The organism is Streptomyces sp. NPDC001157, assembly GCF_053598255.1.
Window position 1 is genome coordinate 789,376 of the sequence record NZ_JBSFJW010000001.1, and the last position, 20,077, is coordinate 809,452.

Sequence of the window (20,077 nt, forward strand, 5' to 3'; positions counted from 1 at the left end):
CCGCCAAGCATCGGCATATCGGCACGGCGACGGATGCGGTGTCGGCGCGGCGCCCGGGGTGCAGAGGGCAGGGGAACGGATCCTTCCTCAACTGGCGTCGAGCGCCCAGATGTTCGAGAGTGCGAACATGTTAGCTCCCACTCGTCACACGACCATCACATTTTCGCCCCATGTGACGTACGTGTTAATTCGAATTCGCGGGACCACTGGGCGGCGGCGATACAGGCCGCACCGCCGCGGCGGCGCAACGAAGGGCGGACCTGCAAGCAGGCCCGACCCTTCGAACGCATGGTCAGCTGTCCGGTCGACTCTCCGGTCAGCGGACGAAAGAGATCTCCGGGTACTTGTCGGCGGGCCCGTCGAGCAGAGTGCTGTGCTTGTGACGCAGCGTCTGGTCGAAGAAGGCAGCGAGGTAGACGCGCTGCACCTGGACCGCCCGGTCCGGGTCGATCGTGCCGTACTGCTGTTGGATCTGCTCCTGGGAGAGGCCGAGCAGGCCTGCCTCCTGCGGCACCATCCACTCCTGGTCGCAGAACGACAGGTGCGCCGCGCCATGGAGCTTGATGTCGACCTTGTACCCCTTCAGATGCGACCACAGCGTGCGCCACGAAGCGTCGTTGTTGCGGTTGTGGGTGCCGGAGCTGAAGAGCATGAAGGGGCGGTCCAGATCCTTGCTCGGCGCCGTCCCGAAGAACTGGCCGTCCAGGTCGGCACCGGCGGCGATGCGCTTGTCGAGCTGCATGGCGGTGTCGACCGCCCCGCCGCCCAGCGACCAGCCGAACATCCCGATACGGGACATGTCCACCGAGTGCGTCAGCCCGGCGGGCAGCGTCGCGTGTCCGGCGTCCGGGTTTCCGCCACTGCTGATCTTGCCGAGCGCGTTGATGACGAACTTGATGTCGGCCGCGCGCACCTTGAGCGTGTCGGAGGAGTGGGTGCCCGGCGGCATCGCGTTGAGCTCGAGCCGGTTGCCGGGGAACTGCACCTCGTTGGCGTCGTGGGTGTGGTCGACGGTGACGACGAGGTAGCCGCGGCTGGCGAGATCCTGGGCGAGCGCGGTGCCCTGCGCGCGGTCCGAGTGCAGCCCGGTCGAGTACAGCAGGACGGGCAGCTTGCCGAGCGAGGTCTTCACCGGGGCAAGGACATGGCCCGCCGTCTTCGGCAGGGTCACCTGCTGCGGCGACATCCCGTGCGTGGTGAGGTAGTGGTTCCCGGAGATCGACGGCATCCACGGCGCCTGGTAGTGCCCGGACGTGGCGGTGGCCGGATACCAGAGCGAGACCATCACCTCGCGCTTGCCGCCCACATACGGATCCGTACGGGACGAGTCGACCAGATGCAGGCCGACCATGCCCACGCTGTTCGGCCCGGTCGGCGCGGGCATCTTGAGCTGGAGACCGGACGCGGCCGTACGGCCGGCCGCGAATGCCTCAGGGTGTACGGCCTTCCGGGGCAGCGGCGCCTCGTCGTTCTCGGGCGCCCAGTTCGTGTTCGGGTCGGGCTCGTCGGGCGAGAACCCGGTGGCCGTAGGTGTGGCCGACGTCTTCCCGGCGGCGATCGCCGGCGTCACCCCCACACCCAGTGCGACGGCCAGCGCACCCGCCGAACCTACCGCTCTGGCGATGGCTCTACGGCGGGGCCGCGGGCGGCGGTGCTTCATGGAACCCCCTTGTTCGTCAGCGATCGTAGAACGCGCGATCGACTGCGGCATACCGTATCGCTGCTGCGACGGGCGGACTCACACGCCCGGGATATTGCCGGCGTGACCTCCGGTACAGAACGCGGGCATTTCGGCGCACCTCATGCCGATCTGCCGCGATGGCCTCAGCCTCGCAGAGGTGAAGAGCGCCCCGAGCCGCGGCACGAACGTGGGGCGACGGCTTCACGTTGCCGTTCCCACTGCTGGTGATCTTCGTGCGGGCCGTGCATCTGTCCGAGGTCGTGCTCTGGCCGACCACGGTCCTGGAATGGCTGATCTTCGACGTGCTCGCTTTCCCCGCCCAGGAGGGCCGCCTGCTCCACCCTTCCCGCTGGCCCTGGATTCTATCAACCGAGTTGCCGGCCGAAAGCCTCGTACGCCCGGTCGTCGAAGAGAACGAACCGCACCTCTTCGACGTCTGTCGATGCGTCCCGCACCGTCTGAACCGCGATACGGGCCGCTTCTTCCATCGGCCACCGATACACCCCGGTGGAGATCGCCGGGAACGCGACCGTCCGCGCACCCAACTCGTCCGCCACGCGGAGCGACTCCCGGTAACAGGAGGCGAGCAGTGCGGAGCGGTCCTCGGTGGACGACCAGACCGGGCCCACCGTGTGGATCACCCAGCGTGCGTCCAGGTCGCCCGCGGTGGTGGCGACCGCCTGGCCGGTGGGAAGGCCCTTGCCGTAATGGGATGCGCGGAGTTTGCGGCACTCCTCCAGGATCGCGGGGCCGCCGCGGCGGTGAATGGCGCCGTCCACGCCTCCGCCGCCGAGCAGGGAGGAGTTCGCGGCGTTGACGATCGCGTCGGCGCTCTGGCGGGTGATGTCGCCCTGGGCGAGCGTGATGGTCGGCGTCATGTCTGTCTCAGCCTCCTCCAGACGGCCTTCGCGGCGTTGTGCCCGGACATGCCGTGTACCCCCGGCCCGGGCGGGGTGGCCGAGGAGCAGATGAAGACGGCCGGGTGGGGGGTGCTGTACGGGGACAGGGAGAGTTTGGGGCGCAGCAGGATCTGGAGTCCGGAGACCGCGCCGGAGGCGATGTCGCCGCCGATGTAGTTGGCGTTGCGGGCGGCGAGTTCGGGCGGGCCGGCGGTGGCGCGGGCGAGGACGCGGTCGCGGAACCCCGGGGCGAAGCGCTCCAGTTGGCGCTCCATGGCATCCGTGAGGTCTCCGGTCCAGCCGCTGGGGACGTGACCGTAGGCCCAGAAGACCTGTTTGCCGTCGGGTGCGCGGGTGGGGTCGACGACGCCGGGCTGGACCGTGATCATGAAGGGTTTGTCGGGAGCGCGGCCTTCGCGGGAGGCCGCGGTCAGGGCGGCGCCGATCTCCGCGCTGTCCGCACCGATCTGCACGGTACCGGCGGCGCGGGCCTCCTCGGCGGTCCACGGCACCGGACCGTCCAGCGCGTAGTCCACCTTGAAGACTCCGGGGCCGTACTTGTAGCCCTCGTAGTAGCGGCCGAAGCCCGCGATACGGGCCAGGGCGGCGGGTGAGGTGTCGAAGACGTAGGCGCGGGCGGGCGGCAGGTCGTCGAGGCGCTTGACCTCGTAGTCCGTGTGGACCAGGCCGCCCAGGTCCTTGAGGAACGCGGTGAGCGCGTCGGAGATGGACTGGGAGCCGCCGCGGGCCACGGGCCAGCCACGGGCGTGCGCGGCCAGGGCGAAGACCAGGCCGATGGCGCCCGTGGCGAAGCCGTTCAGCGGGGCCATGACGTGTGCGACGAGGCCCGCGAACAGGGTCTTCGCGCGTTCGTCCTGGAAGCGGCGGGTCAGCCAGGTCGACGGGGGCAGGCCGGCCAGGCCGAAGCGGGCGAGGGTCACCGGGTCGCGCGGGAGCGTGGTGAGCGGCAGGGACATGAAGTCGCGGACCAGGGTGTCCCACTTGGGGAGGAAGGGCGCGACCAGCCTGCGGTAGGCGCCCGCGTCCCGTGGGCCGAAGGACGCGGCCGTCTCGGCGACCGAGCGGGACAACACGGCGGCGGTGCCGTCGGTGAAGGGGTGCGCCATGGGCAGCTCGGCGTGCAGCCACTCGAGGCCGTACCGCTCCAGGGGCATGGCGCGGAACGCCGGGGAGTTGATGGCGAGGGGGTGGGCCGCGGAGCACGGGTCGTGCCGGAAGCCGGGCAGGGTGAGCTCTTCGGTACGGGCTCCCCCGCCGACGGTGTCGCGGGCTTCGAACACCGCCACGGAGAAGCCGCGGCGGGCCAGTTCCACGGCGGCCGTCAGTCCGTTCGGCCCCGCACCCACCACGACAGCATCGAGCATCGACGGCACCTTGGGACCCCTTCGTCAGCCGATGGCCTCTGAGGATCAGGATATGCCGGGGCACTGACAGTCTCCGGCGGCGGGTGGTTCACGCTGATCAGGCCCCTGGACCGGCCGGAACGGACGCCTGGATCAGACCCTGCCCGACAGCAGCCCGTGCACCCGGCGGGCCGTCGCCGCGTCACGTGCGGCCGTGAACGGAAGGGCGTTGCCGCCCGTGATGCGGAAGGGTTCCCCGCTGAGCGTGAGGTGGGCCCCGCCCGCCTCCTCGACCAGCAGGATGCCCGCCGCGTGATCCCACGCCGCCTCCCACGAGAAGGCGACGGCGTCCAACTCGCCGCGGGCTATGGCGAGATACTCCAGGCCGGCCGAGCCGCAGGAACGGAACGCGACACCCTCGGTCCGCAGACCGAGCAGGGCGCGCTTCTGCTCGTCGGTCGTGTAGTCCGGGTGGGAGGTGGCCACTTGGAGGTCGCGGCCGGGGACGGGCGAGCCCGCGTGCAGCCGCACGCCGTCGAGGAAGGCGCCCTGGCCCCTTGTGGCCGTGGCCAGTTGGTCCTGCGCGGGTGCGTAGGTCCACGAGGCGAGCAGAACTCCGCGGTGCGCGAGGGCGACCAGCGTGCAGAATCCGGATTCGCCGCGCACGAACTGGCGTGTTCCGTCGACCGGGTCGACGATCCAGACCGGGGCGTCGCCCTGTATCGCCTCGTACGTCACCGGATCGGCATGAACCGCCTCCTCGCCGACCACGACCGAACCGGGCAGGAGCGCGCCGAGGACGTCCGTGAGGTACTGCTCGGCGAGGCGGTCGGCGTCGGTCACCAGGTCGTGCGGTCCGGCCTTCTGGTCGACCTCGTGCGCGGCCAGCCGGCGGAAGCGGGGCATGATCTCGGCCGCGGCGGCCTTGCGGACCGCCTCCTCCACGTCGGCCGAGTGGCGGGCGAGAAACTCGTCGATGGTTTCCTTGTCTTCGATCATGGCTCCATGAGAGCACGCGCCACTGACAATCCCCACCGTGCCGGTGGACCTCCGGTGGAATCGGCGTGAACTCGGCGCGCTCGGTCAGCGGGCCGGTGTGCGCGATCAGCGGGCCGGTGCACGCACTCAGCGACCGACCGCGTACCCCTGCATCCCCCGCGGGTTCGCGGCCGCCGACAGGATGCCGGTCTCCGGGTCCCGGGCGACCGCGCACAGCCGGCCTTCCGACCAGGGGTCACCGACGGTGATGTCGTGCCCGCGGCGCCGCAGCTTCTCGACGACGCCGGGGTCCATGCGGGACTCGACCGTCACGCTGCCCGGCCGCATGCCGCGCGGGTAGAACGACCCCGGGAAGCCGTCGTTGTGCCAGTTCGGGGCGTCGATGGCGCCCTGCAGGTCGAGGCCGCCGCGGGCCGGTGCCCGCAGGGCGACGGCCAGGAAGAAGTGCAGCTGCCACTGGTCCTGCTGGTCCCCTCCGGGCGTGCCGAACGCCATGACCGGGACACCGTCGCGCAGGGCGATCGACGGTGTGAGGGTGGTGCGGGGGCGGCGGCCGGGCGTCAGCGAGTTCGGCAGGCCCTCCTCCAGCCAGGTCATCTGCAGCCGGGTGCCGAGCGGAAAGCCCAGCTCGGGCACGACGGGGTTGGACTGCAACCAGCCGCCACTGGGCGTGGCCGCGACCATGTTGCCCCAGCGGTCGACGACGTCGAGGTGGCAGGTGTCACCACGGGTGGCGCCGTCGGCGCGCACCTCCGGTTCGACGGCACGCGCGCGTGGCTCACCCGGCACCGGGGACGTGGTCGGCTTGGCGACCGTCGGTTCCCCTGCACCCATCGGGTCGAACCCGGGGTCGTCGGTGACAACCACGCGCGCGTGCCCGCTCAGCCGCGGGGTCCGCCCGCCGGGGCTGCCGGGACGCAGCTCGTAGGAGGCCTTTTCACCGATGAGATCGCGCCGGGCCGCGTTGTAGTCCGTCGACAGCAGTTCGCCGAGCGGGACCTCGGCGGCGTCCCCGTACCAGGCCTCCCGGTCGGCCATGGCGAGCTTGCAGCCCTCGATGAGCAGATGGACGTAGTCGGCGGATCCGTACTCGGGCAGTTCGGGCGGGAGCAGAGCGAGCTGCTGGAGGAAGGCCGGGCCCTGGCTCCACGGGCCGGCCTTGCACAGGGTCCAGCCGTTCCAGTCGTACGTCGCCGGGGTCTCGTAGGTCGCGGACCAGCCGGCGAGGTCGGCGGCCGTGAGGGTGCCGCTGTGGCGCTCGCCGCTGGTGTCCATGGTGGGCCGCTGGGCCTGCCGTATCAGGGCCTCGGCGATGAACCCGGACCGCCAGACCTCCCGCGCCGCCTCGATCTGCGCGACCCGGTCCCCCGCACCGGCGACCTCGGCGAGCAGTCGCTTCCAGGTGGCGGCGAGGGCGGGGTTGCGCAGCAGTTCCCCGGGGCGCGGGGCCTTCCCACCCGGCAGATGGACCTCGGCCGAGGAGGTCCACTCCGTCTCGAACAGCTGCCGTACCGCCTCGACGGTCGCGCCGACGTTCTCCACGGGCGCGTGGCCGTGTTCGGCGTACCCGATGGCGTACTTGAGGACGTCGGCGAGGGGTTTGGTGCCGTGGTCGCGCAGCAGGAGCATCCAGGCGTCGAACGCGCCGGGCACGGCGGCGGCGAGCGGTCCGGTGCCGGGGACGAGCTCCAGCCCGAGCCCCCGGTAGTGCGCGACCGTCGCTCCGGCGGGCGCGACGCCCTGGCCGCACAGCACCCGCACCTCGCCGCCCGCCGGGGCGAGCAGGATCGGCACCTCCCCGGCAGGCCCGTTGAGGTGCGGCTCGACGACGTGCAGCACGAACGCCCCGGCCACGGCCGCGTCGTACGCGTTGCCGCCGTCCTCCAGGACGGCCATCGCCGACTGGGAGGCCAGCCAGTGGGTGGAGGACACCATGCCGAACGTGCCCTGGAGGGTGGGACGAGTGGTGAAATGCATCTCTGACCTCGATGTCTGCGGGCATGGGCCTGGCCCATCCAACCCCAGACGAAACCCGGGAGAAAGGGCACGCGAGGCGCACCGCACATCCCGGGGCGCCTGCAGGCCGGGCTGATCGCTGCGGTCCGGTTCCGGTTGCCGACCTGCACACCCCAGGTTGCAATGAGGCTGTGGCCCGACGGCCGCAGCCAGCGGCGCAGGTGGTGTCCCACCCCCGCTCGGCCCCGCCCGAGCCGGGGAGGCAGTGATGACGTTCCCTGAGCCCGACCCCCGCCCCGCGGGTCACACCCGGTGGGGACGGCTCGGCCTCGTGATGGTGCCGACGCTGGTGGTGTCCGCGCTGCTCCTGGTGGGGGTCGGCAGCGGAATACTCCCTGTCTCGCTCGCGGTCACGGCACAGTCGATGGCGATCTCCGGACAGAACCTCGAGATCACCGCCGACCGGCTGGACGGCACCGGGTTCACCCAGTACGTCGGGACGGATCAGTCGAAGTCCCGGACGTACCCGGAAGCCATCGCCGGGATCGACTCGGCCGACCTGTACAACCTGTGCCAGTCGATGGTCGTCAAGCTCCCCGTCGTCGGCGAAACCACGCTGCGGATCGGGGCCGGCGGTGGTGGCAAGCCCGCACACGCGGACCATCTCGTCGTCCACACCGACGACCTCGGCGGCGATGCGGAGTTCCACAACATCGTCATCGGCCAGGATGCCTCGACCTTCGAGAACGGCTCCGGTGACCTGGCGGGAGTCTTCGGGCAGTCGGCCGACACCGTACGCATCGATCACCTGCGGCAGTCGACCCGAGAGGTGAAGGCGGCGACCTTCCGGCTCACCGGCCTGCACCTCAGCGTGAAGGCCGGATCCAAGCCCTGCTAGTCAATCCCCCCTCCCCCTCCCCCCTCCCCGTCCCTTTGCCTGACCCACGCGGGTGAATGCGTCCGTCCATTGGGGTCCCGCTGCTGTTTCCCGGAGTCACCCGCGGGTCCCGCCGGAGTTGGCGATGCGTACCGCCCGAGACTCGGGAATTTGGGGCTTCTCGGCCCGCTCATGGGCCGGCCCGGATTGTCTGACGGGGAGAGGGATGACGAGCAACGCCGACAGTGCCACCCAGACCACCGTGAGCACACGGCTCACGGGCCACACCCGATGGAGGCGCCTGGCCGTGGCCATGGTGCCCACCTTGCTGGCGTCCGCAGGGCTGTGCACGGCGGTGGCGCGGGGCGCCCTGGCCGCGTCCTTCGGAGTGTCACCCAACTCGTTCACGGTTTCCGGCGAGAGCTTCCAGATCTCGGCCAGCACGCTCGACGGGCAAGGGTTCGTTCAGTTCGGTGTGCTGGACCGCGGCGCTCATGCCTCGTACCCGGAGGCTCTTTCCGGCATCCGGTCCGCGGACCTGTACGACCTGTGCCAGTCCGTCGTACAGGACGTCCCCGTCCTCGGACCCGTGACCCTACGGCTGACCTCGGGCAGCGGTGGGAGTCCCGCGCACGCCGACCGGCTCGTCGCGGACAGCCACGACCTGAAGGGCGACGCGCTCTTCCACAACATCAACATCGGTCAGGATGCCGCGACCGTGCAGGGGGTGCCGGGTGTGCACGGCGCGCCCGGCGGCTTCGGCGAGCAGGCCGACACCGTACGCATCGACAACCTGCGGCAGCAGACGCGTTCGGTGAGTGCGGCGACGTTCCGGCTGCCGGGACTCCACCTGAGCGTGCAGGTCGGCTCGAACCCGTGTTTCGATGCCGATGCGGATCAGGGGGACGACGACTCTTCCGGTTCGGATCACGAAGGCCACGGCTCTTCTGGTGCCGATCACGGAGGCCACCACTCCTCGGATGAGGATCACTCCGGTCACCACTCGTCCGGTGCGGATCACGGACACCACCACACTCCGGGGGATCGCAGTGAGTAGTGCGTGGCTGCACCTCGGAGGCAAGGGGAAGGGAGAGGCTGACGGGCAGCGGCGCGGTGTGTGGAACGCCTTCCGCGACTGGCGGCGCAGCCGCCCGTTCTGGGCCGGGGTGTGGACGCTGCTCGCCGGGGTCGAGATCCTCTCCATCCCGTTCGCGCCGCTGCCGGTCATGATGCATGAAGGCGTCGCCGGCGTGGCGGGGTCGCTCATGGGGATCTTCCTGGTGGTCCTCGCGCTCAGCATGTGGCTGTCGCCCGGGCACCGGGTGTTCGCGGGCATCGCGACGCTGGTGCTCGCGGTGGCCTCGCTCGTGCTCTCCAATTTCGGCGGCTTCCTGATCGGGTTTCTGCTGGGCATCACCGGCGGTGCGATGGCGGTGAGCTGGGTGCCCTACGCGAGGCCTCCGCTCCGGCCGCCGATCTGGCCGGACTGGCGTCGTGGAAACGGCTCGGGCGGCTCCGGAGAACCTGGCGGCCCGGAGGAGCCGGACGGTCCCGGTGGCCCGGGCGACTCGGGCGGTTCCGGTGGTTCCGGTGGTTCGGGCGGTCCCGGTGGGACCGATGGCTCCGGCGGTTCCGGTGAACCGGACGGCTGGGGAGGCGGCGGAGGTCATGCAGTCGGCGGCGGTCAAGCCGGCGGCACCCCGCGCCCGAACGGTCTGACCTGGCGCACCAGCCGTATGCGGGCGCTCGGCGTGCTTCCGATCGGGGCTCTGCTGACCGGCGGGCTGCAACCGGCCCCGGCACACCTCCCGCGGGTCGTGCCGAGCCGCGCCGAACCGCCCAGCGTGCTCGGGAGCACCGTCACAGACACCGCTCTCCCGCACCTGACCGTCTGCTCCTTGCTCGGCGGACTGCTGGCCGGGGCGACACCTCCCGCGCGCGGCAGCACCGCAAGCCGTGTCCCGGGCTCAGGCGCCGGAGCGGACGGCCCGAACAGGCCCCTCGTCCCCCTTGTGCCGAAGCCGCGTACCGAGACGAACGACAAACCCAGGGCCGGACACGGACCGGCCTCCGTCAAGCGTGCACCCGCTCCCGCACCTTCATCCGGAGGGAGCCTCCTCGGCTCGGTCTCCGATCTGCTCGGCCTGCACGGTTCAGACGACGCACGCGACAAGCAGGACAGGGGCTCGGCTGCCCGGCACGACCGTGAGACGTCCGGGCCGACCCGCCTCACCGGCCGGCCCCAGCACAGTAAGCCCGACCACGCCACCGGGCCGGGCGCGTCGGACAAGCAGTCGGGCGGGTCCGACGGCGTCGCCGGCAAGGTCCCGCCGTCCGTCCTGCGCCTGGACGTCCCTCCCCTGCCTGCCGACGGGCGGATGAAGGGGCCGCTGTCGCTGCTGCCGCTGCACATCGATCTGGGCGCGGGCTCCGACCACGACGAGAAGTCGCCCTGGTGCCTTCCGCAGCCCTTGATCTCTCTCAGGCTGGGTGTCGATGCCGCCGCGTACCGCGTACGCACCGCCGCCCAGCCGTTCCGGGTCGTCACCCCCCTGCTGGTGCTCACCGGCCTGACCTACCACGGCATCACCGAGGTGCCGACGGCCTACGGGCCCCAGGAGGTCCTGGTCTTCACCGCGTACCGGGTCGACATTGCGAGCCTGCGCCAGACCGCCCCTCTCCTGGCCCCCGGATGCGGCCGCAACCAGCCCCCGCCGCCCGCCCCGCCCTTCCACGGCCTGCCCGGCCTCCGGCTGCCGCTGCTCGACATGGGCATCCCCGGCATCGGCCGTGTGGACCCGTCCGCCCCCGGCCCCTGGTATCCCTGCCAGGGCACCCTGGAGACGGACGCCCCCTCCAGCACGACGGTGGCCACCGGGCGGCCCGTGGTCCTGCTGACCAAGGTCCTCAGCGGGAACCTCCTCGGCCTGCTCCCCGTCACGTTCACCCCGAGCATGCCGCCCCCACTGCCACCGGGGCTCACCCTTCCCATCCCGATCTTCTTCACGAACGTCACCGCGTATAACCAGTTCCTCCGCGCCGACGAGTTGGACGTTCCCGGTATCCACCAGACGGCGTCTCGCTGACTTCGTCGTTGTCGGCGGCAGTGCGGCAGCGCAGGATTTTGGCCTCGGAATTACCCTCTCGCGAAGGTGATCCGCATCATCCGCATGCCGGTGGAGTTCTGGGACCGGGTCTCGCTGAGCGAACAGGAGTTGATGTTCGGCCGCCGCAAGGACACCGGCGCCCCGCTCGACGGCGCCAAGGAGACCGACATCCCCAACCACGCCAAGGACCCGCACGGCACCGCGATCCCGCTGGACGCCCACATCCGCCGGGCAACCCGCGCACGTCCAGGACCGACAACTCCCGTACCCTGCACCGCGGTTACAACTACGACCGCGGCATCGGCAACGTCGGCAACCTCGGCATGGGCCTGGTCTTCTGCTGCTACCGGCAAGACGTCAAGCGCCAGTTCGAAGCCACCCGGACCCGCCTGATCGACGAGTCCCTGGTCGACTACATCTCCCCCCACCGGCGGCGGCTACTTCTACGCCCTGCCCGGCGTCCGTGACACCAAGGACTGGTACGGCCGGGGGGCTGCTCGCGACCTGAGGCGGGCCCGCTCACATCCCCTTGACGAGTGCCGTGACCAGCGTCGCCACCCCGCCCTGCACCACCGCCAGCACCGCGTCCGAGGCGCCGCCCGCCACAGCACGCCCGAGCGCCCGCAGGCGCTCGGGCCGGGAACGCACCGCCGTGACGACCGCACCGGCGTCGGTGACGCTGCCGTCCGCCGCCACGACTCCCTCCCGGGTCAACTGGGCCACGAAGGCCCGCAGTTCACCGACGGCGGCGTCCAGCTCGGCGGGCGAGACCCCCTGGGAGTTGTCGATCCTGAAGGTGTTGCCGCTGCCGCCGGTCTGGACGTTCTTGTCGCGGCCGATCTTGTCGCCACCGAACTTGTCCCCGTAGACGTAGTCGGACATCTCTGGCTCCTTCTTTTCTTGTCTTCGCGATGGTGACGGTGATGTTGTTGGTCATGCGGGGCTGGTCATGCAGGTCGGTTATGCGGGGGATCCGCTCTGTACGTTCTTGTCCCGGCCCACCTTGTCGCCGCCGAACTTGTCGCCGACGACGAGATCCCCTCCCACGTGCAGGATCCGTTCCGTGGCCGGCGGGTCCTCGATCGCGGCGACGATCTCCGCCTGGATGCGGTGGATCTCGTCGCGTGCCGTCCCGGACAGCGCGGTGTACTGCGTGCCCGCCGTCTCGATGAGCAGTGCGTACCGCTTGCGCCGGAACAGCAGCCGGTAGAGCAGCACGCACAGCAGGTACGCGGCCCGAACGGCCAGCAGCGCGACGATGGCCGCGCCGATCCGCCGTACGGTCTCGGCGTCCGCGCCGCCGAGCCGGGACCCGGCGCGCTGCAGGACCAGGGCGATCGCGCCGCCCAGGAGGAGCAGGGCGGTGATCTCGCGGAGCGGGTAGAGCGTCGCAAGCCTGCCGCGCCAGACCACGCGCAGGGTCTGCACCCGCGAGATGTTGGCGAGCGGATAGGTCTCGTGGCCGATGGTGACGATCCGCTTGGCGATGCGGATCTCGCCGACCTTCTTCTTTCTGCTCATCGCTGTTCGTCGTCCTCATTCGGTCGCGGTCGAAGTCGGGGTCGGGGTGCCGTCGGACGGAGTGACCGTCACCGGGGCCGGGGACGTCGTGTCCGGAGCCGGGCCGGAGGGCTCGGCACAGGCGGGGAGCGACAGGACGTCGGGGCCGCCGGTGAGCGCGGTGGCCGTGACCCAGCCCGTGCCACCGGTGGCGCGGAGCAGCTCGACCCACAGATCGCTGTCGTAGCCGTGCGCCTGCACGCGGTCGCCGTGCGCCGCGCACAGCGCCTGGTACGAGCCGCCCTCCTCGACGTGGCTGATCTGCGTGTCGGCGGTGCTGGGCCCCGTGCGTACGGGTGCCGTCACGGCGCCGGTGACGGTCGAGGTCCCGGGAGTTGTGGTGTCGGTGGGCGTGTCCGTCGGCGTCGGTGTCGGAGAGTCCGTCGGTGGGTCCGAGGGCGCGGGCGGCGTCGTCACCACGTACACCGTCGTCGGCATCCGTCGGCTCGCGGTCACCCGGTCGCCCGGCCGGGGCGCGGCGTCGTCGGCGGGCGGGAGTTGTACGGTGCCGGCGGCGCCGGCGGTCGGGATGACGACCCTGGAGACCGTGCCCTCCTCGACGCCGTCCGCGGGCTCGGCCGCGTACTGCACCTGGAGACAGTCGGCGGCCAGCTGCGCCACGGTGTCGTCGACGTCGGCCCCGGCGCTCACCTCGGGCAGGGTGATCCCGATGTCTGCGGTGCCGGCGGCACAGGAGGACGCCGAACTGGTCGGCACGGGAGAGTCCTGCTGTTTCGGGGCATCGGCGATCTGCAGACGCGTCACCTTGCCGGGCTGGGTACGGGTCGCGTCGACCAGTACCGTGCCGCCCTGCGCGAGGGCGAGGTCCCGCCCGTCCAGGGAGGGCTGGACATGGCGGCCCTCGGTGTGGATCTCGTACGCGGAGTAGACGTATCCCGCGCTCTCCGCGCCCCGTGCCTGGACGAACGCGGCGCTCCGGGTGGTCGTCGCGGGGTGCGCCAGATGCCGGATCAGGACCACCAGGTTCTTGCCGCTGACCAGTGGCTGCTGGAACCCGCCGACGGAGACCTCGCCGAGCGGGGTGACGATCTTCGCGTCGGCGGAGACGCTGATGTTGCCGGCCGAGTCGATCGTGAACGACACCGGCAGGAAGGCCGGTTTGACGGTCACCGATCCCTGGCCCGGTTTGCAGCCGGCCAGGCCGGCCGCGAGCAGCGCCGCAAGCACGACCAGAGCGAGCGGCCTGACAGGCTTCCCCCATGCCTTTCCGCGTGTGTTCCCCCGCATGATGTTCCCCCGATTCCCCCGGCTTCCGGCTTCCGGCTTGTGACTCCCTGATGAGTGGTCCGCCCAGTCTTCGCACGGTGGGGGCAGGGGACATCCAGGCGGGCACCGGTCCGCCGACGGGGACTTCTCAGGGTCTGCCCTGATGCCGTGGCCGCCGCGCGCCCGTCAGCATGGGGCCATGAGCCGCAGCGTGCTGATCGTCGACGACGACCCCGCCTACCGGGCCGCCGTCCGGGCCCTGTTGGAGGCGGACGGGGACTACGCCGTGACCGAGGCGGCGTCGGGTGCGGCGGCGGTCGCTGCGGTCGCCCGGGGACAGCGGCCGGACATCGTGCTCCTGGACCTGGGGCTGCCGGGCGAGAACGCCTTCGCCGTGACGCGGGAGCTGAACACACTGGCTGCCGACATGGTGCTCGTCCTGTGCTCGGTGCGCGAGGCCGACGAGTTCGCCGCGCACATCGCCCGCTCCCCGGCCGCCGGTTTCCTGGCCAAGGACCGGCTGTCGGTCAGGGCCCTGTCGGACCTCGTCGGCCGGGGACGGTGAACCGGGAGCGCACGTCAGGAGTCGCGGGACTGCAGGTACTTCAGGACGGCCAGGACCCGGCGGTGGTACTCCCCTTCGCTCTCGTCGGGCAGTTCGAGCCGCCGGAAGATGCTGCGGACGTGGGTCTCGACGGTCTTCACGGTGACGACGAGCTGTTCGGCGATCGCCGGGTTCGTCAGGCCCTGGGCCATGAGCCGGAGCACGTCCAGTTCGCGGGGGCTGAGCGTGGCCAGACCGCCGCGCCGGCGCGGTCCGTTGAGGAGCAGTTGCAGCACCTCCTGGTCGAACTCGCACTCCCCGTCCGCGATCCGGCCGACGGTGTCGAGGAAGTGCTCGTCGGCGACGCGCTCCTTGAGCAGGTAGCCGACGCCCCGGACATCGGATGCCGTCAACTCGGCGAGGTGGGTGACCTGGACGCTCTGGGACAGCAGCAGGATCCCCACGCCCTGGTGGGACTGCCTGATGTCCACGGCCGCCTGGAGTCCTTCCAGGCGTTTCGTCGGCGGCATCCTGATGTCGACCACGGCGAGGTCCGGGACCGTGCGGGCGACTGCCGCGCGCAGCGCGTCCGCGTCGCCGACCTGGGCGGTGACCTCGTGACCGCGGCTCGCCAGCAGTGCGGCGAGGGCGGCCCGGAAGAGGCGTTCGTCGTCGGCGAGCACGATCCGCAGAGGCCTGTGCGGGGGCGGAGCGCTCGTGATGTCTCCGCGTGGAGAGCTTCCCGGCCCCGGAAGGGTCTTCGCCGACTCGTGTTCCGTCACGCCCGTCCCCCCTCCGCCTCACCGAAAGCGCCGGAAGCCGCCTCGACCGAAGCCGCCGTAACGGCCAAGTCCCCGATGAGGAACGGGAGTTCCACCGACACCACGGTCCCCCGCCCGCGCTCGCTGCGGATCGTCATGGTGCCGTCGAACACCGCCAGCCGGTCCCGCAGGCCGAGCAGCCCGGTGCCGCCGCCCGGATCGGCGCCGCCGACGCCGTCGTCGGCCACCGTCAGGCGCAGCACTCCGTCCTCGGCGCGGTGGCGGACGTCGATGCCGATGGTCCGCGCCTGGGCGTGCTTCAGGGCGTTGGTGAGGGCCTCCGCGGCGACGAAGTACACGGTGGCCGCGAGCGGCGGCGGCAGTCCGGGAACGGTGCCCGCGGTCACCTCGACCGGACAGGGGGCGCGCGCGGCGAGCGTCTCCAGGGCCGCCACCAGGCCGGTTTCGGTCAGTACGGCGGGGTGGATGCCGTGCGCGAGGTCGCGCAACTGGTCGATGCCCTCGCCCATCAGCACCGCGATCCGGTCGAGCAGGCCGACCAGTTCGGGATCGGGCGCCTCCCGGCCGGCGCACCTCTGCCGGGCCAGCCGTAACGTGACCAGCGCGGTGACGAACGTCGTCTGTGCCCCGTCGTGCAGGTCGTGCTCGATCCGGCGGCGCTGCTCGTCCCCCGCCTCGACGATGCGGGCCCGTGAGGCGCGCACCTCGGCCAGCTGCGCACGCACCTCGGCGGCCAGGCGCTGGTTGTCCAGCTCCAGCGCCGCCGCGGAGACGACGGCTTCCAGTACGTAGCGGTCCTCGCGCAGCGCCGGGTCGTGGACGAGCACCCCGACCGGCTGACCGTCCCGCTCCAGCGGGCTGACCTGCCGCCCGGGCGCCACGGCGAGCACGGCGCCCCCACCGTCGACGTACCCCTCGGGGGCGGGGTAGCCGACCTGCACCGACGGGTCACGGAGTGCCCTCGCGAGCGCGTCGCGCAACTGCGCGCGGGTGGCGGTCGGCATGCAGCGCAGCAGGTCGGCCACGGCCGTACGCCCCATGCGGACGTGCCAGACGCCGGCCAGGAAGGCCAGTGGCAGCGCGAGCACCGCCACGTGCGCGACGGCGATGAGCGGTGGATGGGTCGGCGAGTCGGGTCCCGTGCCGAGTATCGCGTCGAGCGTGGACGCGAGCCCGCCGACCAGGCCCGTGGCGAACAGCGGCGCGAGCACCCGGCGCGCCGGACGTGTGGCCCTCACCCACCGGCCCAGCAGGACGGCGACGACGGCCGCGCTCATGACGAACTGGACCCTGTCGACCGCTTCGGGCAGCCAGAGCACGGGGTGCACCAGCAGCAGGTTCCGTACCAGCGAGTCGTAGAACAGCGTGCTCAGCGGGATCAGCCCGAACGCCGTCGCGTAGCCCGCGGCCACCAGGAGCCGCTCCAGCCGCGAGCGCAGCACCCCGTCGGGGAACATCAGCAGCAGCGGGATCAGGAATCCGCTCGACGCCGACCGCACCAGCAGGCCCACGGTGTGCGCCACCGGATCCGGGCTGATCTGCAGGTCCTCGGCGAACCACCCGATGCCCACCCACAGCATCAGCAGCCCGACCGGATTGCTCGGCCGCCGCATCCGCGCGAGCAGCCCCGCTGCGAGATACAGACCGCCGACCGCGCCCGAGAACCACGTCGTGGTGGTCGTGACATACCGCCCGGGGGCACTCACGACCAGCACATACGCCCCGAACACGACCCCGCCCACGGCCAGTGCGACCGCTTCCACCTCCGGTGTGAACCGAAGCCGCCCGCCCGGGGTCCCGGTCGCTCCGATGCCTGGCGCGGCCGCCTCCGCCGCCTCAACCATGAGCCGCCTCCCCCTGGCGCGCGCCCCACCGCAGGCCAACGGCCCGTCAGGAGAGTCATATTAGCGAGGCGAACCCCTCGGACCTGGTGGAACAGGGAGAAACCATCGCAAGCTCGACCGTCAAGGACTGAGTTGCCCGGTGCGGGTCGCTCGGCGGTCTGCCGCTACGAAGATTTTGCGAACTCGCGGGGACCGCATGAACCAGCTCCCACCTGCCTGAAGTCCCCTTTGTTCGCCCGTGCTCCGGGCCGGTAATCCCGTGTTCACCGACCTTCTCTTCCTGGTCGTTCTACGCGCGTGGTGTCATGCCCACGCTCACCCACCCCCCACGTGGGCATCAACTCGACCAGGAGTCACACATGCTGTGGAAGGTCATCGGGCGCGCAGGTGTCGCCCTGGCGGCCGGAGCCGCCGTCGTCGCCACCGCCGTCCCCGCGAACGCGGCGAGCTACTCCGCGTTCGCCTTCTCGCAGAGCGGCAGCCAGCCGAACATCTACGACTTCATCAACTCGGCCACCGCCTCCCTCGACATGACCATGTACGAGCTGGAGGACACCACGGCCGTCAACGACCTCATAGCGCTGGAGAACAAGGGCGTCACCGTGCGGGTGATCCTCGACCGCCAGCACCAGACCGCCAACAACTCGGCGTACACCGCCCTGACCAACGCGGGCGTGGGGGTGGTGTGGTCGTCGTCGAGATTCGTCTACACCCACCAGAAGACGATCACGGTGAACGCCACCAAGTCGCTGGTCCTCACCGGCAATCTCACCTCGCAGTACTACGCGACCGGCCGCGACTACGGCGTCTTCACCGACGACACCCGTGACGTCGCCGCGATCGAGAAGGTCTTCAACGCCGACTACGCGGGCACGTCGATCACCCCGACCGACGGTGACCACCTGCTGTGGTCGCCCAACGACTCCCGCAACCGCCTGCTGTCCGTGATCAACGCAGCCACGAAGACGCTCGACATCGAGGAACTGGAGTTCAGCGACAGCACGGTGGTCGACGCCATCGCGGCGAGAGCGAAGGCGGGTGTGGCCGTGCGGGTGGTGCTGGAGAGTCCGTCCAGCTACTCCAGCGAGGTCTCCGAGATCGAGGCCGCGGGCGGCACCGTCGTCGGCTACTCCGACCCCAACGGCTTCTACATCCACGCCAAGGCCATGGTGGCCGACTACGGGTTGTCCACCCAGGAGGTGGAGGCGGGCTCCATGAACATCAGCAGCAACTCTCTGTCGAACAACCGGGAGTTGGGCATCATCCTCACGGGGACCGGGGTGGCGCAGTCGGTGGCGACCACCGTCGAGACCACGTTCAACAGTGACTACGCGGGCGGCACCGTGGCGTAGAGCACCAAGGGCGCCCGCTCACGGCTGCCGTCTGCCCACCGTGAGCAGGTGTCCGCTCGCGCCGAGGAGCGTCGGCTCCGATTCGATGCGACGGGTCGCCGCCAGCACGGCCTCGCGCCGTTCCGGGTCGTCCAGCCAGTCCTCCACGCCGCCCATCAGCCAGGCGAGACCCTCCAGGCCGTACTGCCCCTGTGGGACAAGACCGGCGTCCGTGAACTCGCCGGGTACCTCTGCGGGTTGGGCGAAGAACGCGACGGTGAACAGACCGCCCTCGCCGCCATGCCGGCCGTCGCTGCTCGATGCGTCCGTGCGCGCCCGCTGTGCAGGGTCGAAGTAGCGCTCCTCGCGGAGCAGGTCGTGCAGCCCCGCGTAGCGGTTGATGGTGGCCGCCACCACGGGCCCGCCCGGGCGTACCACCCGCCGCGCCTCGGCCAACGCCCTTACCCGGTCCTCACGTTCGGGCAGATGGTAGAGCGGGCCAAGCAGCAGCACAGCGTCGTACGAGGCGTCCTCGTCCATCAGGGACCGCGCATCCCCGGATCTCGCGCTCACCCCGGGCAACCGACCGGCCTGCTCGACGTGCAGCGGCACGGGATCGACGAGGTCGACCTCGTACCCGTCCTGCGCCAGCCACTGCGCGTGCACGCCACTGCCTCCGCCGACGTCCAGGATCCGTGCCGGGGCCGCGGGCAGCACCCGCCGCAGCACGTCCTGGGTGCGCCAGTACTCCAGCCGCCCGGCAGGCGCGCCGCCCTGTCTGAGGCGGGCGTCCTCCTTGCCCTGGGCGTAGTAGGCGAGGATCTCCTCGTGGACGGCCGGGCCCTGCGCGCGTGTCGCCTCTGTCATCACCCCAGGTTGCTGATCTCCGGACGCGGCACGCAACGGGTTAACCGCCGCGCGGCGCCACCAGCCCCGACTCATACGCGAACACCACCAGCCGGTCCCGGTCCGGCCCCGTCCGGGAGGCACTGGACGGCTGGGAGAACATCCAGGTCGAGCCGTATGACGCATCCAGCTCGTCACCGCCGACCGGCCGCGCCGCATGCCGACCGATGTTGACTGAACAGTAACCGCGCGGCCACGGAGCGAGTTGACACTTCCGTCTCACAGGGACTCATGTGAGACTGGCGCCCCGTCCGCAGTGCGGACCCCCTCCGCACACCGTCCCCCACCGAAAAGTGTGCCGTGCGCGATTTTCCTCTGCCGCTCGCTCTGACCGCGCGTCTGTCCCCTGTCGTCGTGCTGGCCGCGGCCGGCTGGGCGCTGACGTCCGGCCCCGCGGCGACGACGACCGCCGAGCACAAGGAAGCACCGAAGACCGGCACCCAGTCGGCCTCCGCTCCCTCCACGACCGCGGAGTCCAAGACGTACGCCGCCGCCCCCGCACCGTGCGGCAGCGTGGCCACGAAGACGCTCAAATCGCTCGTTCCGGGCGCCAAGACGGCGGGCAAGGAGATCCAGTCGACGGACGAGAAGCTGCGGCGCACCTGCTCGTGGAACGCGCTCAAGGGCTATGACTACCGCTGGCTCGACGTCTCCTTCGAAGTCATGAAATCGGACGAAGCGGCACAGAACTCCTACAAGCAGCGAATCACTGACAAGAGCGGCGGAGGGGCGGTTCCCGGACTCGGGGACCAGGCCTACTCCGTCGTCAACCTCACCACCGAGGACAAGCAGCAGACCCGCGAGGGCATGGTGTTCGCCCAGGTCTCCAACGTGCTGGTGGTCGTCACGTACAACGGCAGCGACTTCGAGACGAAGAAGGCGCCCAGCACGGACGAGATCAACAAGGGTGCGATCGAGGCGTCGAGGGACGCCGTGACCTCACTGAAGGGCAGCCAGTAGGACCGGCTGCCCTCCGAGCGCGAAGGCGAAGGCAAGAGCG

Annotated in this window: 17 protein-coding genes and 1 pseudogene; 7 read left to right on the forward strand and 11 right to left on the reverse strand. The window is 71.0% G+C overall.

Annotated elements, in window-relative coordinates; translation table 11 throughout:
- Positions 1 to 316 precede the first annotated feature (316 nt).
- The 5 genes from ACWDAG_RS03515 to ACWDAG_RS03535 all read right to left on the reverse strand — a co-directional run bounded on the left by ACWDAG_RS03515 (position 317) and on the right by ACWDAG_RS03535 (position 6,920).
- Entirely contained in the window at positions 317 to 1,660 is a 1,344-nt protein-coding gene (locus ACWDAG_RS03515) for an alpha/beta hydrolase family protein (protein WP_450693883.1), read from the reverse strand.
- A gap of 386 nt (positions 1,661 to 2,046) precedes the next feature.
- On the reverse strand, positions 2,047 to 2,559 hold the full coding sequence (locus ACWDAG_RS03520; protein WP_450693884.1) for an O-acetyl-ADP-ribose deacetylase: 513 nt from the start codon (positions 2,557 to 2,559) through the stop codon (positions 2,047 to 2,049).
- On the reverse strand, positions 2,556 to 3,965 hold the full coding sequence (locus tag ACWDAG_RS03525) for a phytoene desaturase family protein (RefSeq protein ID WP_450693885.1): 1,410 nt from the start codon (positions 3,963 to 3,965) through the stop codon (positions 2,556 to 2,558). The genes ACWDAG_RS03520 and ACWDAG_RS03525 overlap by 4 nt, the downstream gene beginning before the upstream one ends.
- Before the next feature lie 132 nt (positions 3,966 to 4,097).
- On the reverse strand, positions 4,098 to 4,943 hold the full coding sequence (locus ACWDAG_RS03530; RefSeq protein ID WP_450693886.1) for an inositol monophosphatase family protein: 846 nt from the start codon (positions 4,941 to 4,943) through the stop codon (positions 4,098 to 4,100).
- A 126-nt stretch (positions 4,944 to 5,069) separates the two neighbouring features.
- Complete coding sequence (locus tag ACWDAG_RS03535; RefSeq protein ID WP_450693887.1) at positions 5,070 to 6,920, reverse strand: gamma-glutamyltransferase family protein; 1,851 nt, start codon at positions 6,918 to 6,920, stop codon at positions 5,070 to 5,072.
- A 247-nt stretch (positions 6,921 to 7,167) separates the two neighbouring features.
- On the opposite strand from ACWDAG_RS03535, the gene ACWDAG_RS03540 reads away from it, so the two are divergent.
- The 4 genes and pseudogenes from ACWDAG_RS03540 to ACWDAG_RS03555 form a co-directional block, all read left to right on the forward strand.
- Entirely contained in the window at positions 7,168 to 7,797 is a 630-nt protein-coding gene (locus ACWDAG_RS03540) for a DUF6230 family protein (protein WP_450693888.1), read from the forward strand.
- A gap of 124 nt (positions 7,798 to 7,921) precedes the next feature.
- Positions 7,922 to 8,833: a DUF6230 family protein gene (locus tag ACWDAG_RS03545; protein WP_450693889.1), complete on the forward strand. Its 912-nt coding sequence runs from the start codon at positions 7,922 to 7,924 to the stop codon at positions 8,831 to 8,833.
- On the forward strand, positions 8,826 to 10,862 hold the full coding sequence (locus ACWDAG_RS03550; RefSeq protein ID WP_450693890.1) for a DUF6114 domain-containing protein: 2,037 nt from the start codon (positions 8,826 to 8,828) through the stop codon (positions 10,860 to 10,862). Before ACWDAG_RS03545 ends, ACWDAG_RS03550 begins: the two co-directional genes overlap by 8 nt.
- Before the next feature lie 63 nt (positions 10,863 to 10,925).
- Positions 10,926 to 11,372: pseudogene (locus ACWDAG_RS03555) on the forward strand (Dyp-type peroxidase); the annotation flags it as partial.
- A 30-nt stretch (positions 11,373 to 11,402) separates the two neighbouring features.
- Here the strand turns inward: ACWDAG_RS03555 and ACWDAG_RS03560 are convergent.
- The 3 genes from ACWDAG_RS03560 to ACWDAG_RS03570 all read right to left on the reverse strand — a co-directional run bounded on the left by ACWDAG_RS03560 (position 11,403) and on the right by ACWDAG_RS03570 (position 13,631).
- Positions 11,403 to 11,765, reverse strand: coding sequence for a hypothetical protein (locus ACWDAG_RS03560; RefSeq protein ID WP_450693952.1), 363 nt, complete (start codon positions 11,763 to 11,765; stop codon positions 11,403 to 11,405).
- A 78-nt stretch (positions 11,766 to 11,843) separates the two neighbouring features.
- Positions 11,844 to 12,404 carry a DUF6232 family protein gene (locus ACWDAG_RS03565; RefSeq protein ID WP_450693891.1) on the reverse strand — a complete coding sequence of 187 codons (561 nt, stop codon included), beginning with the start codon at positions 12,402 to 12,404 and terminating at the stop codon, positions 11,844 to 11,846.
- A 15-nt stretch (positions 12,405 to 12,419) separates the two neighbouring features.
- Positions 12,420 to 13,631 carry an SH3 domain-containing protein gene (locus ACWDAG_RS03570; RefSeq protein ID WP_450693892.1) on the reverse strand — a complete coding sequence of 404 codons (1,212 nt, stop codon included), beginning with the start codon at positions 13,629 to 13,631 and terminating at the stop codon, positions 12,420 to 12,422.
- A 238-nt stretch (positions 13,632 to 13,869) separates the two neighbouring features.
- Here ACWDAG_RS03570 and ACWDAG_RS03575 point away from each other — a divergent pair, with 238 nt between their 5' ends.
- Positions 13,870 to 14,235, forward strand: coding sequence for a response regulator (locus tag ACWDAG_RS03575; protein WP_450693893.1), 366 nt, complete (start codon positions 13,870 to 13,872; stop codon positions 14,233 to 14,235).
- 14 nt (positions 14,236 to 14,249) lie between these two features.
- On the opposite strand, the gene ACWDAG_RS03580 is transcribed toward ACWDAG_RS03575, so the two are convergent.
- Both ACWDAG_RS03580 and ACWDAG_RS03585 read right to left on the reverse strand, forming a co-directional pair.
- Entirely contained in the window at positions 14,250 to 14,996 is a 747-nt protein-coding gene (locus tag ACWDAG_RS03580) for a LuxR C-terminal-related transcriptional regulator (RefSeq protein WP_450693894.1), read from the reverse strand.
- Positions 14,993 to 16,840, reverse strand: a complete 1,848-nt coding sequence (locus ACWDAG_RS03585; protein WP_450693895.1) for a sensor histidine kinase — start codon at positions 16,838 to 16,840, stop codon at positions 14,993 to 14,995. Before ACWDAG_RS03585 ends, ACWDAG_RS03580 begins: the two co-directional genes overlap by 4 nt.
- Positions 16,841 to 17,199: 359 nt before the next feature.
- On the opposite strand from ACWDAG_RS03585, the gene ACWDAG_RS03590 reads away from it, so the two are divergent.
- Positions 17,200 to 18,192 (forward strand): phospholipase D-like domain-containing protein, encoded by a 993-nt coding sequence (locus ACWDAG_RS03590; RefSeq protein ID WP_450693896.1) that lies wholly within the window; start codon positions 17,200 to 17,202, stop codon positions 18,190 to 18,192.
- Positions 18,193 to 18,210: 18 nt separating this feature from the next.
- Here ACWDAG_RS03590 and ACWDAG_RS03595 read toward each other — a convergent pair whose 3' ends face one another.
- Positions 18,211 to 19,038: a class I SAM-dependent methyltransferase gene (locus tag ACWDAG_RS03595; RefSeq protein WP_450693897.1), complete on the reverse strand. Its 828-nt coding sequence runs from the start codon at positions 19,036 to 19,038 to the stop codon at positions 18,211 to 18,213.
- A 339-nt stretch (positions 19,039 to 19,377) separates the two neighbouring features.
- On the opposite strand from ACWDAG_RS03595, the gene ACWDAG_RS03600 reads away from it, so the two are divergent.
- Entirely contained in the window at positions 19,378 to 20,037 is a 660-nt protein-coding gene (locus tag ACWDAG_RS03600) for a hypothetical protein (protein WP_450693898.1), read from the forward strand.
- Positions 20,038 to 20,077: the final 40 nt, after the last annotated feature.

What these genes read in the sequence shown, in the direction of transcription:
- ACWDAG_RS03535 (WP_450693887.1), bottom strand. Translation starts at nt 6,920, where the DNA reads ATGCATTTCACCACTCGTCCCACCCTCCAGGGCACGTTCGGCATGGTG.
- ACWDAG_RS03590 (WP_450693896.1), top strand. Translation starts at nt 17,200, where the DNA reads ATGCTGTGGAAGGTCATCGGGCGCGCAGGTGTCGCCCTGGCGGCCGGA.
- ACWDAG_RS03520 (WP_450693884.1), bottom strand. Translation starts at nt 2,559, where the DNA reads ATGACGCCGACCATCACGCTCGCCCAGGGCGACATCACCCGCCAGAGC.
- ACWDAG_RS03515 (WP_450693883.1), bottom strand. Translation starts at nt 1,660, where the DNA reads ATGAAGCACCGCCGCCCGCGGCCCCGCCGTAGAGCCATCGCCAGAGCG.
- ACWDAG_RS03545 (WP_450693889.1), top strand. Translation starts at nt 7,922, where the DNA reads ATGCGTACCGCCCGAGACTCGGGAATTTGGGGCTTCTCGGCCCGCTCA.
- ACWDAG_RS03530 (WP_450693886.1), bottom strand. Translation starts at nt 4,943, where the DNA reads ATGATCGAAGACAAGGAAACCATCGACGAGTTTCTCGCCCGCCACTCG.
- ACWDAG_RS03540 (WP_450693888.1), top strand. Translation starts at nt 7,168, where the DNA reads ATGACGTTCCCTGAGCCCGACCCCCGCCCCGCGGGTCACACCCGGTGG.
- ACWDAG_RS03565 (WP_450693891.1), bottom strand. Translation starts at nt 12,404, where the DNA reads ATGAGCAGAAAGAAGAAGGTCGGCGAGATCCGCATCGCCAAGCGGATC.
- ACWDAG_RS03560 (WP_450693952.1), bottom strand. Translation starts at nt 11,765, where the DNA reads ATGTCCGACTACGTCTACGGGGACAAGTTCGGTGGCGACAAGATCGGC.
- ACWDAG_RS03575 (WP_450693893.1), top strand. Translation starts at nt 13,870, where the DNA reads ATGAGCCGCAGCGTGCTGATCGTCGACGACGACCCCGCCTACCGGGCC.
- ACWDAG_RS03525 (WP_450693885.1), bottom strand. Translation starts at nt 3,965, where the DNA reads ATGCTCGATGCTGTCGTGGTGGGTGCGGGGCCGAACGGACTGACGGCC.
- ACWDAG_RS03595 (WP_450693897.1), bottom strand. Translation starts at nt 19,038, where the DNA reads ATGACAGAGGCGACACGCGCGCAGGGCCCGGCCGTCCACGAGGAGATC.
- ACWDAG_RS03585 (WP_450693895.1), bottom strand. Translation starts at nt 16,840, where the DNA reads ATGGTTGAGGCGGCGGAGGCGGCCGCGCCAGGCATCGGAGCGACCGGG.